The sequence below is a fragment of the Streptomyces iconiensis genome, from assembly GCF_028657195.3.
Classification (GTDB): Bacteria; Actinomycetota; Actinomycetes; order Streptomycetales; family Streptomycetaceae; genus Streptomyces; species Streptomyces iconiensis.
The window spans coordinates 113,236-128,119 of sequence record NZ_JANCPR020000008.1; the positions used below are offsets into that span (position 1 = coordinate 113,236).

Below are 14,884 nucleotides of genomic sequence, written 5' to 3' on the forward strand. Positions count from 1 at the left end.
CCATGAACACGACGAGCTGCCGCACCCTTGCGACCGAGGCGAAACTGACGCCCGGTGCTCGTTGTATGTGCGACTGGCCGCGCTCCACGCGGCGAATGTGTGCCCGCTGAGGGCCCCCGCCTGAGCTGACCGAGGCGACTCGCGCCCCGAAGCGAGTCCCGGAACCGCGCCTCCGCGGAGACGGAGAGCGAACGTCGCACGACGCAGCCCCCGCACCGCCACCACGGCATGCGGCCCGGCGCTGCCGCGACGGCGCGGCACCTCGGAGAGCTGCAGCACGCCACGGAACGGACCGCCCCGAGCTGCGCGCTGTCCGCGCGCCCGGCCTGGGCATACGGCAGTCCACACACACCCACCAACAACGGAAACACTGTGATTACGACACAGGACCTGACGAAGGTCTACCGCACCCGTGACCGCGAGGTCACCGCCCTCGACGGCGTCAACCTGCACGTCCGCGAGGGCGAGGTCTTCGGCGTCGTCGGCCAGAGCGGCGCCGGGAAGTCCTCACTCATCCGCTGCGTCAACCTCCTCGAACGCCCCACATCCGGCACCGTCACCGTCGACGGACAGGACCTCACGGCCCTCGCGGGCAAGGGGAACGACAAGCGTGCCGGACGCGAGCTGCGCGCGGCGCGCGGCCGTATCGGCATGGTCTTCCAGCACTTCAACCTGCTCTCCTCGCGCACCGTGCTCGGCAACGTCGAACTGCCGCTGGAGATCCTCGGCCACTCCGGCCAGGAGCGCACCCGTAAGGCCAGGGAACTGCTCGACCTCGTCGGCCTCGCCGACAAGGCGAACACCCACCCCGCGCAGCTCTCCGGCGGTCAGAAGCAGCGCGTCGGCATCGCACGCGCGCTCGCCGGCGACCCGAAGGTGCTGCTCTCCGACGAGGCCACCTCGGCGCTCGACCCCGAGACCACCCGCTCCGTGCTCCAGCTCCTGCGGGACCTCAACAAGCAGCTCGGCCTGACCGTGCTGCTGATCACGCACGAGATGGAGGTCGTCAAGGCCGTCTGCGACTCGGCCGCGCTCATGAAGAACGGCCGCTTCACCGAGTCGGGCACCGTTCCCGGACTGCTCGCCACTCCCGGCTCCGAGCTGGCCCGCGAGCTGTTCCCCGTCGGCGGAGTGCCCTCGGCGCCCGGCCGTACGGTCGTCGACGTCACCTTCCACGGTGAGACCACGACCGAGCCGGTGATCTCCAAGCTGTCGCGCACCTACAACGTCGACATCTCCATCCTCGGCGCCGCCATGGACACCGTCGCGGGCAAGCAGGTCGGCCGGATGCGCATCGAGCTGCCCGGCAGCTTCGAGGACAACGTCGTGCCCATCGGGTTCCTGCGCGAGCAGGGCCTGACCGTGGATGTCGCCGCCGTCGCCGGATCGCCCGGCCTTCCCGTCCCCGATGACGGCGGTCGGCGCGGGCCCGAGGACGTGCGCGTCGAGGAGGGTGCCAAGTGAGCTGGTCCGAAATACAGCCGCTGCTCTCGCAGGGCTTCCTCGACACCCTCTACATGGTCGGCTGGTCCACCCTCATCGCGGTCCTCATCGGGCTTCCGCTCGGGGTGCTGCTCGTCCTCACGGACAGGGGCGGCCTGCTCGGGAACGCGCCCGTCAACAAGGTCGTCGGCGCGATCGTGAACATCGGCAGGTCGCTGCCCTTCATCATTCTGCTGATCGCGCTGATCCCCTTCACCCGCTTCCTGGTCGGCAGCTTCATCGGTCCGACGGCGGCCATCGTGCCGCTGGCCATCGGCGCCATCCCGTTCTTCGCGCGGCTCGTCGAGTCGGCCGTGCGCGAGGTCGACAAGGGGCTGGTCGAGGCCGTGCAGGCCATGGGCGGCGGCACCCCCACCGTCGTCTTCAAGGCACTGCTGCCGCAGGCACTGCCCTCCCTGGTCGCGGGCCTGACCACGACCGTCATCGTGCTCATCGGGTACTCGGCGATGGCGGGAACCGTCGGCGGCGGCGGACTGGGCTCCGTCGCCGTGCAGTACGGCTACCAGCGCTTCGAGACCAGCGTCATGATCGCCACCGTGGTCGCGCTGATCGTCATCGTCACCGCCGTGCAGCTCGTCGGGGACGCCGTCGTCCGTGGCGTGGCAGCGCACAGAGGCGGTGCCGCCGGTGGCGCAGCGGGCGCTTCGGGGCGGCTCGCGCGCCTGGGCCGGGGCCGTACGGTCGCCGTCACAGCGGCGGTCGTCGTCCCCCTCGCGCTGATCGGCTACGGCCTCGGCACGGGCGGCGACGACAAACAGACCCTCAAGGTCGCCGCCTCCCCGACCCCGCACGCGGAGATCCTGGAGTACGTCGAGAAGAACCTCGCCAAGAAGGAGGGGCTCAAGCTCGACATCCGCAAGTTCAACGACTACGTCGTGCCCAACACCGCGACCGAGAGCGGCGAGGTCGACGCCAACTTCTTCCAGCACAAGCCGTACCTCGACGACTTCAACGAGAAGAAGAACACCCACATCGAGCCCGTCGTCAACGTCGAGCTGGAGCCGCTCGCCCTCTACTCCAAGAAGGCGGGCGACCTCAAGGACCTCACAGCGGGCAAGACCGTCGCGGTACCCAACGACAGCACCAACGAGGGCCGCGCCCTCCACCTGCTGGCCGACAACGGCGTCATCGAGCTGAAGTCCGGCGCCGGCGCCGAGGCCACCCTCGGCGACGTCACCGACGACAAGGGCCTCAACTTCAAGGAGCTGGAGGCAGCCTCCGTACCGCGTGCCCTCGACGACGTGGACGCGGCCGTCATCAACGGCAACTACGCCGTCGACACCGGCCTCAACCCCTCCAAGGACGCCCTCGCCGCCGAGAAGGTCAAGGGAAATCCCTACGCCAACTTCCTCGCGGTGAAGGACGGAAACCAGGACGACCCCCGGATCAAGAAGCTCGCCAAGCTCCTCAACTCCGACGAGGTCAAGCACTTCATCGAGAACAAGTACAAGGGGGGCATCGCCCCGGCATTCGGACCTGTGGGATCGTGAGTCGGACGGGTTGAGTCCCCGTATCGACAAGTCTCTTACCAGCGCCGGGGCCCCCTCCCCAGAGGGCCCCGGCGCTGCACATCACGGTGCCGATGCTGCATGCTGTGCACCCCGACGTGTATGGAGCGGCGCATGACATCGACCTTCCCGGACATCTCGATCAGCACGGACCGGCTCGTGCTGCGCCCGTTCGAGGAAGCGGACGTCCCGGCCCTCACCGAGATGATGGCGGACGACCAGATCAGCGCCTGGATGAGTCGGCCCATGCCCTACACCCGCGCTGAGGCCAGGGAGTTCTGCCTCCGGCAGGCCCCCGCACGGCGCACGACGGGACGCGGCATCGTGCTCGCCGTCACCGAGTTCCTCACCCAGCGCCTCGTCGGCCTCGTCGAACTGGACGGCACGGACTGGCGCATGCTCTCCTCCGAGGTCACCTACGCCACCGCCTCCTGGGCCCGCGGCGAGGGATACGCCTCCGAAGCCGTGCTCGCGCTGGCCCAATGGCTCTTCCAGGACCACAAGTTCGAGCGCCTGGAACTGCGCACGGCGGCGGACAACACGGCGGCGCAGCAGGTCGCCCAGAAGCTCGGCTGCATCAGCGAGGGCGTACTGCGCAACGCGTGGATAGCCAGGACCCGCACGGAGGACTGGGGAACGCCCCGCCCCGAGTCGGGCGGAGGCTGGGCCGAGATCCGCACCGACCTCATCGTCTGGAGCCTGCTCCCCGAGGATCTCGACGTCTCCTTCGAGCAGATGGCCGAGGCCGGCGGCTACGCGCCCTATCCCGACTGGCCCCAGGGCGTCTGACCCGGGGCGTCCGACGACCGCGCCCCCGCGGCGTCCGCTCCGGCAACACCAGGTGACCGGCCGCACGCCTGGGGTGAGGGGCGGCCGACAGCTCCGGAACAGGGGTACTCTCAGGGAGCCCCGACCTGCGATGAGCCCAGACCAGCCAGGAGACACGCACCCATGGCCGACCGCGTCACCGTGATCGGGTGGGACGGTTCGCCGCTGACGGAGGCCGCCCGCTCCGCACTCGGAGCCGCCACCCTCGTCGCCGGAGCCGCGCACCACCTCGCGCTTCCCGAGGTGCCGGAGCACGCCGAGCGCATCCGCCTCGGCAGTGCCACCCTCGCGGCCCGCCGGATCGCACGTCACCGCGGCTCGGCCGTCGTGCTCGCCGACGGCGACCCCGGCTTCTTCGGCGTCGTAAGGACCCTGCGCGCGCCCGAACACGGCCTGGAGGTCGAGGTGGTGCCCGCTGTCTCCTCCGTCGCCGCCGCCTTCGCGCGTGCCGGGATGCCCTGGGACGACGCACAGCTCGTGGTCGCCCACACCCGCACCCTGCGCCGCGCCGTGAACGTGTGCCGCGCGCACAAGAAGGTCGCCGTCCTCACCTCGCCCGGCGCCGGGCCCGCCGAACTCGCCCTGCTGCTCACGGGAATCCACCGCACCTTCGTCATCTGCGAGGCACTCGGCACCGACCGCGAAGAGGTCACCGTCCTCACCTCCGACAAGGTCGCCGACCACACCTGGCGCGACCCCAGCGTCGTCATCGTCGTCGGCGGTACGGGCGCCGGAGCCGAGACGGGCACCACCCAGGGCAGCGGATGGATCGCGGGCCACGACGTCGGCTACCCGCCGGCCGTACGCGGCTGGGCGCTGCCCATCGCCGAGTACGCGGGCCAGGCGGCACCCGGCAGGGCGAGCGAGTCCCCGCAACTGCGCGCCGCCCAACTGGCCAGGCTCGGGCCACGCGTGGGCGACCTGGTGTGGGACATCGGCGCGGGGAACGGAGCGCTTTCGGTCGAGGCGGCACGCTTCGGCGCCGCGGTGATCGCCGTGGACAGCGACGCTGACGCGTGCGCCCGCACCCATGCGGCGGCCCGGCGCTTCGGGGTCCAACTGGAGACCGTGCACGGCGCGGCCCCGCACGTACTGGAGGATCTGCCCGAGCCCGACGTCGTACGCGTCGGGGGCGGGGGAGTGGCCACGGTCACCGCCGTCGCGGAACGACGCCCCACGCGCCTCGTCACGCACGCCGCCACCAGGGACGAGGCGGAAGCGATCGGAAGGGCGCTCACCGAAGGCGGATACGCGGTGGAGTGTGCGCTACTCCAGTCGGTGGAGCTGGACACCGGTAGCTGGGCGGAAACTGAACGCGCGGTTGTGTTCCTGCTGTCCGGTGTCCGTATCTGAATCACTGTGATTCGCCGCGTGACGAACCCCGACGAAGTGCGGTTTCTCTCCCACCCATGGCCAGCGGGGCACTCTGTGCCGGGTAGGCTGATGGACTGTTGTGCCACCGTTCGGGGTTGACGCTTCGTCCGTCATTGTCCGAATGGTGTGGGCGGAGGCACGTGCCGCACCGAGTGCGTGCTCGTTCTTCATCTACGGGGCGCGGCGGTCGTCCGCCGGGTTGGAAGGAGCACTAGCGATGGGCGAGGGGAACGCATGAGTGACACCGGCCAGGTCCCGGGAGAGGGGCTGCCGGAGAACGCAGGCGGGCAGCCGGAAGCGCAACCGGGCGTCCCGGTCTCCGGCACCTACACCTTCGCGGACCCGGCCGACGCCCTCGGCAGTCCAGCCCCCGAGGTCACTGTGAACGAGGAAGAGGATCTGCTGATGCCGGGCACCCAGGGCGCCTGGAGCGAGAACCAGCAGGCGCACCCCCAACAGCCCGCGCCGCAGCACCCGCACACGCCGGCCCAGGGCACCCCGGCGAACCAGCAGCCCACCCACGTCCAGCAGCAGCCCGCACACCACGGACAGCAGATGCCGCAGGAGCAGCAGGCCCAGCACAACCCCCAGGCTCAGCACAACCCACTGGACCCGCAGCCGGGCACGCCCCTTCCGGCGCACGCGCAGCAGGGAACGGTGGCGCCCGAAGCCCAGGGCCAGCAGCCGGTCCAGGAAGGGCAGTTCGCGCGGGACGCCGCGTACGCGCAGAACGGCGCTCCCGCGCAGCCGGACGGACAGCCGCAGCCCCACCCCTCACAGCAGCCGCAGGACCAGGCAGCCGTACCGCAGTCGGACCCCGTGCCCGTCTCGGTTCCCGGAGCGCACGAGACGGAGGGCCGCGACTCGGGTTCCATCGACTTCAGCGCCGTCCGTACGCCCCAACCGCCGGTCGCGGCACCGACGTCGGCCCAGAGCACGCCCAGCAACGGAACGCGCCGTCCGCTGCACCTGGGCCCGCCCGTCCCCGAGCAGTCCGGCGCCGTACGCCCGCTCTCCGACCGCGGCGCGGCCACCGCGCAGGCCAACGGCCTCAACGGTGCGGCAGCCCCCGCGCAGGCACAGCCCGCCGCGCCCGCACAGCCGGGCACGGCGCAGCCGGCCACGGCCACCCAACAGGCCACACACGCGCCTGCGGCCCCCGAGCCCCAGGCGGCACCTCAGCCCCAGGAGACCCCGGCCCAGGCTCAGGGCCAGGCCCCGGAGGGTCAGCCCGAGCAGCAGGCCCCCGCGTCCCCGGCACCGCAACAGCCCGCCGCGCAGTCCGATGCCGAGCAGCCCCAGGTGCCGGAGCCCGAGGCGCAGCAGCCCCCGGCTCCTCAGCCCGAGGCGGCGCCCGCCGAGCAGCAGGACGCGGCGCGTCAGGACATGAGCGCGCATGAGGGCGGGCAGCCCGGTGCGCCCGAGTCCGCCGAGGCCGAGGCTTCGGCGCAGCAGTACGCCCCGTCGCAGGTGGCGCCCGCGCCGCCGCAGGACCAGCACGCCACAGGCCCCGAGTACCTGGACATCGCGCCCCCCGACGCCGAGCCGCTGCCGGGCCCGCAACTCGGTGAACTCCCGCCGCAGCGCGAGGAGTGGACGGCGCAGCCTCAACCCGGCACCCCAGCAGAAACGGTCGCTCCCACCCCTGCGGACGGGCACCCCACGAACGAGCACCCCACCGACGGTCCCTCTGCGGCGCAGCCGCCGGTGACCGGAACTCCCGCCTCCGGAACCCCTGTCGAGGCGCAGACCTCCGAGGCCGCGCTCGCCGAGACGGCCACCGAGGCACCGACCGGGGCCGCCGGGACGCCCGCCGAGGCCACCGGTACGCCGGCGGCGGAGCAGGCCGGGCAGCCGGAGCAGCGGGAGCAGCCCGGGGAGCCCGTACGGAACGGCCCCATCGAGGTCTCCTCGTCAGGAGAGGCCGTCGCACCGGAGGCGTCCTCCGGTGGCGAGACCGTTCCGGGGCCCCGTCAGGAGGCGCAGCCTGAGGGGCTGCCCACCGTCCCCGCGCAGGCCACCGATTCCACAGCGCCCCGCGCCGCCGCGCCCGCCAACGCCGTTCCCCCCAATGCGGCTCCGCCCAACGCGGCTCCCCCCATAAACGACGAGGGTGCCTCCGCGCCCGAGGCGCCCGCCTCACCGGATGCCGGGGGGACGAACGCGACCGCCGGAACCGCGGAGGCGAGTGCGCCGCCCCAGGCACAGGCAGACGCACCGGCCACGCCGCAGGAGCCCGCCACCCGGCCCCCGGAGGCCGAAGCGGCACCCGAGGCGCCCGCACAGGGCGAACCGTGGAGCGGGGCACCCACCGCGACGCCCGGGACCCAGCGCCCCGAGGCGCAGGGAACTCCCGCCCCCCCTGAGCAGGCAGCAGCGGAAGCGGCCACGAATACGCGTACGAACACGGAGACCAACTCCGAGACCCAGAACGGGAAGACCGGGAACAACGGGAACGAGGCCCAGACGCACCCCGTGACAGAGACGGAAACGGACGGCGGAACCGCAACCGCAACGGAGACCGGTACGGAGGCGACGCCCGGTACGGGCGAGATCGCCGAGGGCGCGGCCGAGGTCGGGGGAGGGGCAGAGGCGCGGACAGACCAGTCCGAGACCGAGGCGGAGCCCGAATCCGAGACGGAGCCCGAGGACGCCCCTGCCCTTCCCCTCGGTGAACCGGCCCCCGGCTTCGCGGAGGCGGAGCGCGAGGCCGTGCACCGGCTGATGCGGGAACGCCGCGACATCCGTAACGGTTTCCGGTCGGACCCCATCCCGCACGAGGTGCTCCTGCGCGTTCTCGAAGCGGCCCACACCGCGCCCAGCGTCGGCCACTCGCAGCCCTGGGACTTCGTGGTCATCCGTTCGGAGGAGACACGGCGCACCATGCACGAGCTGGCCGAGCGCCAGCGCGACGCGTACGCCAAGTCGCTCCCGAAGGGCCGCGCGAAGCAGTTCAAGGAGATGAAGATCGAGGCCATTCTCGACACTCCTGTGAACATCGTCGTCACGGCCGACCCCACGCGCGGCGGCCGGCACACCCTCGGCCGTCACACACAGCCGCAGATGGCGCCCTATTCGTCCGCCCTCGCCGTCGAAAACCTCTGGCTCGCGGCCCGTGCCGAGGGCCTCGGGGTCGGCTGGGTCAGCTTCTTCGACGAGCGCGAGATGGTCCGTACGCTCGAACTCCCCGAGCACCTGGAGGTCGTCGCGTACCTGTGTGTCGGCTACGTCGACGAGTTCCCGCCCGAGCCGGAGCTGATCCAGGCGGGCTGGTCCAAGCGCCGTCCCCTCTCCTGGGTGGTGCACGACGAGTCCTACGGCCGCCGCGCGCTGCCCGGCTCCGAGCCGCACAACCTGCTGCGCGAGACCCTCGACGCGATCCGTCCGCTGGACGCCAAGGCGCTCGGCGAGGCGTGGGAGCGGCAGAAGCGGATGACCAAGCCGTCGGGCGCGCTCGGCATGCTGGAGATCATCTCCGCGCAGCTGTGCGGCCTCTCGCGCAAGTGCCCGCCGCCCATCCCCGAGCCCGCGGCCGTCGCCGTCTTCGCCGGTGACCACGGCGTGCACGCGCAGGGCGTCACGCCCTGGCCGCAGGAGGTGACGGCCCAGATGGTCGCCAACTTCCTGGGCGGCGGCGCGGTCTGCAACGCCTTCGCCAACCAGGTCGGTGCCGAGGTCTGCGTCATCGACGTCGGCGTCGCCGGTGAACTCCCGTCCACCCCCGGCCTGTTGCCGCGCAAGGTGCGCGCCGGCACGGCCGACATGACGGTGGGGCCCGCGCTCACCCGCGAGGAGGTCGAGCGCGCGATCGAGGTCGGTATCGAGACGGCACGCGACCTGGTCTCGGCGGGCAACAAGGCGCTGCTCACCGGAGAGATGGGCATCGCCAACACCACGGCCTCGGCCGCCCTCGTCTCGGCCTGTACAGGTGTCGACCCAGCCGAGGTCACGGGCAGGGGAACCGGCATCAACGACGAGACGCACGCCCGCAAGGTCGAGGTCGTACGCCGCGCGCTCGATCTCCACTCACCGGATCCGGCCGACCCCATCGGCCTGCTCTCCGCCTTCGGTGGCCTCGAACACGCCGCCATGGTCGGCCTGATCCTCGGCGGCGCCTCGCTCCGTACGCCCGTCATCCTGGACGGTGTCAGCGCGGGGGCCGCCGCCCTCGTCGCCCGCTCGATGGCCCCCGAGGCCCTCGCCGCCTGCATCGCGGGGCACCGCAGCGCCGAGCCCGGCCACGTCGCGGCACTCACCAAGCTCGGCCTCCGCCCCCTCGTGGACCTCGAACTCCGCCTCGGCGAGGGAACGGGCGCCCTGCTGGCCCTTCCCATGGTCCAGAGCGCGGCCCGCGCGATGCACGAGGTAGCGACGTTCGACGCGGCAGGCGTCACCGAGAAGAGCTGACCACGCGGCGGGAAGAGGCGCGCCCCTCTTCCCGCCGCTGGCCGTACGCCGGGCCCTCGGCCCGCGCGGCCCCGCGTCAAGGCCAGCCCGCGCCAGGGGCACCCCGCCTCAGGGACACCACCCGTCAGGGGCGCGGGGCGGTGACCTATGCGGCTCCGCCGCGCGGACACGCCAAGCCACAGGGCACGGCAGCCCGCGAAGCACGGACAGGCACACCCCGCGCTCACCCTGACCCGACAAGGCACACGGCGCCGGTTGGACGAGAGGCACCGCGCCCCCCGACGGCTTCCGGCCCGGCCCCGGCCCCGAGCCGGACAGGTGCCCGGTCGCCGGGGGCCCGCGCCAACGTTCTACGCTGGGCCGACACTCCGCCCCCCCGCCGCAGGCGGGCCCTCGCGACAAGGATGCCGTCCCAGATGCCCGAGACCCCCGCCTACCCCGTAGGACTCCGCCTCGCCGGACGCCGCGTCGTTGTGGTCGGCGGTGGCACCGTCGCCCAGCGCCGGCTGCCCGCGCTGCTCGCGGCCGGTGCGGATGTCGTGCTGGTCGCGCCCGTGACGACCCCGGCCGTCGAGGCGATGGCAGAGGCGGGCGAGTTCACGTGGGAGCGCAGGGCGTACCAGGAGGGTGACCTCGAAGCCGCCTGGTACGCGATCGCGGCCACCGACGAGCCCGCCGTCAACGCCGCCGTCACAGCCGAGGCGGAGGCCCGCCGCGTGTGGTGCGTACGCAGCGACGACGCGGAGGCTGCGACCGCCTGGACCCCGGCCACCGGCCGCAGCGAGGGTGTCACCGTCGCCGTGCTCTCGGGTGGCGGAGGCCCTCGCAGGGACCCACGCGCGCTGGCGGCCGTCAGGGACGCCATCGTCGCGGGCCTGGGCGACGGCACGCTCTCGGCCCCGCGCGGCCGGCCCCGTACGCCCGGTGTGGCGCTCGTCGGCGGCGGTCCCGGCGATCCCGATCTGATCACGGTGAGGGGGCGCCGCCTCCTCGCTGAGGCCGATGTCGTGGTCGCGGACAGGCTCGGGCCGAGGGACCTGCTCGACGAACTCCCGCCGCATGTCGAGGTGATCGACGCCGCGAAGATCCCGTACGGCCGTGCCATGGCGCAGGAGGCCATCAACCAGGCCCTCGTCGAGCACGCGAAGGCGGGCAGGTCCGTCGTACGGCTCAAGGGCGGCGACCCGTTCGTCTTCGGCCGGGGCATGGAGGAGGCCCAGCAACTCGCGGCCGAGGGCATCGAGGTCACCGTCGTACCTGGCATCTCCAGCTCGGTCAGCGTGCCGGCCGCCGTCGGTATCCCCGTCACGCACCGTGGCGTGGCGCATGAGTTCACGGTGGTCAGCGGCCATGTGCCGCCCGGGGACGCCAGGTCCCTGGTGGACTGGTCCGCGCTCGCGCGGCTGCGGGGCACCCTCGTGATGCTGATGGCCGTCGAGAACATCGGGGCCATCGCCGAGGCTCTTCTCGCGCACGGCAGACCGGCCGACACCCCCGTCGCGATGATCCAGGAGGGCACGATGGCCACCGAGCGCCGCGTCGACGCCACCCTCGCGACGGCCGGGGAGCGTGCCCGCGAGCAAGGCGTACGGCCGCCGGCGGTCATCGTCGTCGGCGACGTGGTCACCGTCGGCCCCGCTGCCGGCCCCGGTGCCGGCCCCGCAGCCGCCCCCGCAGGACCTGCTGCCGGACCCGACGCGGCACCCGCAGCGGATACGCGGCAGTAGCAACGCATTGGCACTTCGAGGACGACAAGGCAGTATCGAGCCTGTGGCTACAGCATCCTCCCCGGGAGCGCCTCCCGGATCCGCCGGACGGCTCATCACCGTCGACGACCCCGACGACCCCCGCCTGAGCGACTACACGGGGCTGACGGACGTCGAGCTGCGGCGAAGGCGCGAGCCCGCCGAGGGCCTGTTCATCGCGGAGGGTGAGAAGGTCATCCGCCGCGCCCGGCACGCGGGTTACGAGATGCGCTCGATGCTGCTCTCGGCGAAGTGGGTCGATGTGATGCGGGATGTCATCGACGAGGTACCCGCGCCCGTCTACGCCGTCAGCCCGGAACTGGCCGAACGCGTCACCGGCTACCACGTGCACCGGGGCGCGCTCGCCTCCATGCAGCGCAAGCCGCTCCCGGAGCCGGGCGAACTCCTCACCACGGCACGCCGAGTCGTGATCATGGAGTCGGTGAACGACCACACCAACATAGGTGCCATCTTCCGCAGCGCAGCCGCACTCGGCATGGACGCTGTGCTCCTCTCTCCCGACTGCGCCGACCCTCTCTACCGCCGCTCCGTGAAGGTCTCCATGGGCGCCGTCTTCGCCGTCCCCTACGCGCGGCTCGACACCTGGCCGCGCGGACTGGAGTCGGTACGCGACGCGGGCTTCCAGCTGCTCGCGCTGACCCCCGACGAGAAGGCCGTCCCCATCGACGAGGCCACCCAGGGCGGTTCGGAACGCGTCGCGCTGATGCTCGGCGCCGAGGGCGAAGGGCTCTCCACACGCGCGCTCATGGCCGCCGACGAATGGGTCCGTATCCCCATGGCCCACGGCGTCGACTCCCTGAACGTCGGCGCCGCAGCCGCGGTCGGCTTCTACGCCGTCACCCGCTGAGGCCCCGCCCCCAAGTACGGGCGCCAGACCCCCAAGTACGCGCTGCCCGCGGTGCGTCAGCGCCTGCGGTCCGCCGGCGTGCCAGATGGAGCGGGCGGCTCCATCGGTGCGCGCGGTCTTCCTGCGCGTGCCTACAGCCCGTCAGCGTTCTGGGACGAGGGCGTCGCTTTTCCCGTGAGACCGCCCAGGCCCCGGCTCGGCCCCTGGCAGCCCTGCGCCGCCGCGATCCCGAGCGCGACCAGCAAGGTCACGGTCACAAAGACGATGAGGCGCTGCCGCATCATGCGCCGCCTGCGCTCGGCCGGACTGCGTCCCGCGGGGCCGCGTCCTGCGGGCCGCTTCCCCGGTGGGCCGCCGTTCGTCCGCGCGCCGCCGCCGGTACGGGGCTGCGGCGCGGCCCCGCGCGATCCCGTACGCCCCTCGCTGTAGCCCTCGCGAGGTGTGCGCGGCGTCGAGGCGCGTGCCGAACTCGTCGTGCTCTCCCGCTGACTGCTCCTGCTGTCGCGCTGCGTGCGCTGCTGCGCGTACTCGCGAGCGCGCCGCCCCGTCGGCACCGGGGGGCCCTGCCGGGAGCCCGCGCCCTGGCGGGTGCCCGGGTGGCCTCCTGGCGCGCGTGCCCCGCCGTTCTGCGCCGTCTCGCCGCCGTCGTGCAGCCCGCGTGCCTCGCGTGCGGCGATCTCCTTGAGCCGCAACGAGAGTTGCAGCGTGCTCGGTCTGTCCTCGGGGGACTTGACGAGGCAGGCCCGTACGAGGGGGGCCAGTGCCGCGTGCACACCGCTCAGATGGGGCTCCTCGTGCACCACGCGGTAGAGCATCACCTCCGAACTGCCCTGCCCAAAAGGTGAGTCGGCCGTCGCCGCGTACGCCAGCGTCGCGCCCAGCGCGAACACGTCCGTCGCCGGCGTCACCGCCGCGCCCCGCACCTGTTCCGGCGCGAGGAACCCGGGGGAACCGACGGCGGTACCGACGTGCGTGAGAGTGCTGGCACCCGTCGCCCACGCGATGCCGAAGTCGATGATGCGGGGGCCCTTGGGCGAGAGCAGGATGTTCGAGGGCTTCAGGTCCCGGTGCACCACCCCCGCCTCGTGCACGGCGACCAGGCCCTCGGCCAGCGCGGCACCGATCGAGGCGACCTGCGAGGGCGGCAGCGGACCGCCGTCGTTGACCTTGTCGTGCAGCGAGGGGCCCGGCACGTACTGCGTCGCGAACCAGGGCTTGTCCGCGTCGAGATCGGCCGCCACCAGGCGTGCCGTGCAACCGCCCCGGATACGCCGCGCGGCCGACACCTCGCGGGCGAAGCGCGAACGGAACTCCTGGTCCTCGGCCAGTTCCGGCCTGATCACCTTGAGCGCCACGCGCTGTCCGCGCCTGTCCGAGCCGAGATAGACCACGCCCATCCCGCCGGCGCCCAGGCGCCGGTGGAGCCTGAACGAGCCGACGACTCGCGGGTCCTCGCGTCGGAGCCGCATCATCGCCATGTCCGTTCCCCTACCTCCGGTGTCCGGTGGGGAGGCCCCACCCCGCTGACCGGTCCGTCTGACGACGACAGCTTACGGACTGCCGCCATGTGGCGACGATAGGCCGCGCACGCGGCGACAGCCGGAATGTCAGAGCCCGGTGGAAGACTGGGAGTCAGGCGGACGCGCCTGTCCGCGCGCCGCCACGCCCCGCCCTGCGGGGCCAATGCGCCGTCACGGAAGGGGGATTGACGGAGTGAAGGGCGACTGGGTGGAGATCGTCATAGACACCGGTGACTCCACACGAACGTACGAGATGGTGGCCTCCCGAGCGGGCCGGAGGATAGAGACGCAGGTCCGCAGGGGGGTCGTCGAAGTGAGCGAAGTCACCAGGACCGGCTCCGTCGTGCGGACCGGGCGCTTCATGGCCGGCCGCGTACTGGCCCTCGTGGAGCACCCGGTGCCGCGCGGGGACGCGGTCCCGTAGCCCCCCGGCTGACCTGCGACGGAGGCCGGCCCCCCGGCGTCCCCTGGGGGATGACCCCGGGACGGGTGAGCGGACCTCCACCCTGGGGAGTAGCCGTCGGCACGCCTCGTCATCCTGGGGGAGGCCCAGGAGTCGATACGCGCGCATGACGCCCTGCTTCCTCGCGATGCCTAATGTTGTTCTCAAGCGGCGGGCGCAGCACTCGTCCCCCGAGGTCAGACGCCCGCCGCCCCCAGACCACGACAGGAGCGGATCATGGCGATCACCGCGGGGCGCCCGGCGCCCAGAGGACAGGGAAAGCTGGCAGCGCTCGCTGCCTTCGGCACCCGTCCGGGTGGCCGTCGGCATCCGCTGGTGGCAGCCGCGATGGTGCTGCCGCTGGCCATCGTGCTCGGTTTCGTCTCGGGCTGGGCACAGATGGTGATCACACAGGCGTCGTCCGTGGCCGGAATGCTGGGGTCCTGAGCGGGGCCCCGGGCCTGGTGGAGCGGACCAGGTCGGGGACTTCCGGCTGAACAGCCCCGTGGGGACGGGGGTGCGGCGGACGGCACGAGGCCCGGGCAGCTGGGGAGCTGCCCGGGCCGTCGCGTGTCCGCTTCCCGACCGGCGCCCAACCCCCGCGCCCCGTACCCCGGTTCCGCCCGTAGCCTGGACGCTCCCCAGCCGAGGAGCCCCGTGCGCCGCGCCGCCCTGCCTGTCCCCGTCAC

The 14,884-nt window shown here is 72.7% G+C and carries 10 protein-coding genes and 1 pseudogene; 10 read left to right on the forward strand and 1 reads right to left on the reverse strand.

The window, feature by feature from the left end:
* Positions 1-372: 372 nt before the first annotated feature.
* The 8 genes and pseudogenes from NMN56_RS10150 (at position 373) to NMN56_RS10185 (ending at position 12,233) form a co-directional block, all read left to right on the forward strand.
* Positions 373-1,464: a methionine ABC transporter ATP-binding protein gene (locus NMN56_RS10150; RefSeq protein WP_274038853.1), complete on the forward strand. Its 1,092-nt coding sequence runs from the start codon at positions 373-375 to the stop codon at positions 1,462-1,464.
* Positions 1,461-2,120, forward strand: a pseudogene (locus NMN56_RS10155) (methionine ABC transporter permease); the annotation flags it as partial. The gene NMN56_RS10150 and the pseudogene NMN56_RS10155, both read left to right, overlap by 4 nt.
* Positions 2,121-2,219: 99 nt before the next feature.
* Positions 2,220-2,993: a MetQ/NlpA family ABC transporter substrate-binding protein gene (locus NMN56_RS10160; RefSeq protein WP_274039353.1), complete on the forward strand. Its 774-nt coding sequence runs from the start codon at positions 2,220-2,222 to the stop codon at positions 2,991-2,993.
* 132 nt (positions 2,994-3,125) lie between these two features.
* A complete protein-coding gene (locus tag NMN56_RS10165; RefSeq protein ID WP_274038854.1) occupies positions 3,126-3,800 on the forward strand; it encodes a GNAT family N-acetyltransferase in 675 nt (224 codons plus the stop codon).
* 162 nt (positions 3,801-3,962) lie between these two features.
* Entirely contained in the window at positions 3,963-5,192 is a 1,230-nt protein-coding gene (gene cbiE, locus NMN56_RS10170) for a precorrin-6y C5,15-methyltransferase (decarboxylating) subunit CbiE (protein ID WP_274038855.1), read from the forward strand.
* A gap of 255 nt (positions 5,193-5,447) precedes the next feature.
* Entirely contained in the window at positions 5,448-9,620 is a 4,173-nt protein-coding gene (gene cobT / locus NMN56_RS10175; protein ID WP_274038856.1) for a nicotinate-nucleotide--dimethylbenzimidazole phosphoribosyltransferase, read from the forward strand.
* Between the two features lie 416 nt (positions 9,621-10,036).
* Positions 10,037-11,347 carry a uroporphyrinogen-III C-methyltransferase gene (cobA, locus tag NMN56_RS10180; protein WP_274038857.1) on the forward strand — a complete coding sequence of 437 codons (1,311 nt, stop codon included), beginning with the start codon at positions 10,037-10,039 and terminating at the stop codon, positions 11,345-11,347.
* Positions 11,348-11,390: 43 nt separating this feature from the next.
* Positions 11,391-12,233: a TrmH family RNA methyltransferase gene (locus NMN56_RS10185; protein ID WP_274038858.1), complete on the forward strand. Its 843-nt coding sequence runs from the start codon at positions 11,391-11,393 to the stop codon at positions 12,231-12,233.
* A 131-nt stretch (positions 12,234-12,364) separates the two neighbouring features.
* Here the strand turns inward: NMN56_RS10185 and NMN56_RS10190 are convergent, their stop codons facing one another.
* A complete protein-coding gene (locus NMN56_RS10190; RefSeq protein WP_274038859.1) occupies positions 12,365-13,711 on the reverse strand; it encodes a serine/threonine-protein kinase in 1,347 nt (448 codons plus the stop codon).
* 235 nt (positions 13,712-13,946) lie between these two features.
* Between NMN56_RS10190 and NMN56_RS10195 the strand changes: the two genes are divergently transcribed.
* The gene (locus NMN56_RS10195) at positions 13,947-14,177 is read left to right on the forward strand and encodes a hypothetical protein (RefSeq protein ID WP_274038860.1); all 231 of its coding nucleotides are present in this window, start codon (positions 13,947-13,949) and stop codon (positions 14,175-14,177) included.
* 255 nt (positions 14,178-14,432) lie between these two features.
* Positions 14,433-14,642, forward strand: a complete 210-nt coding sequence (locus NMN56_RS10200) for a hypothetical protein (protein ID WP_274038861.1) — start codon at positions 14,433-14,435, stop codon at positions 14,640-14,642.
* Positions 14,643-14,884: the final 242 nt, after the last annotated feature.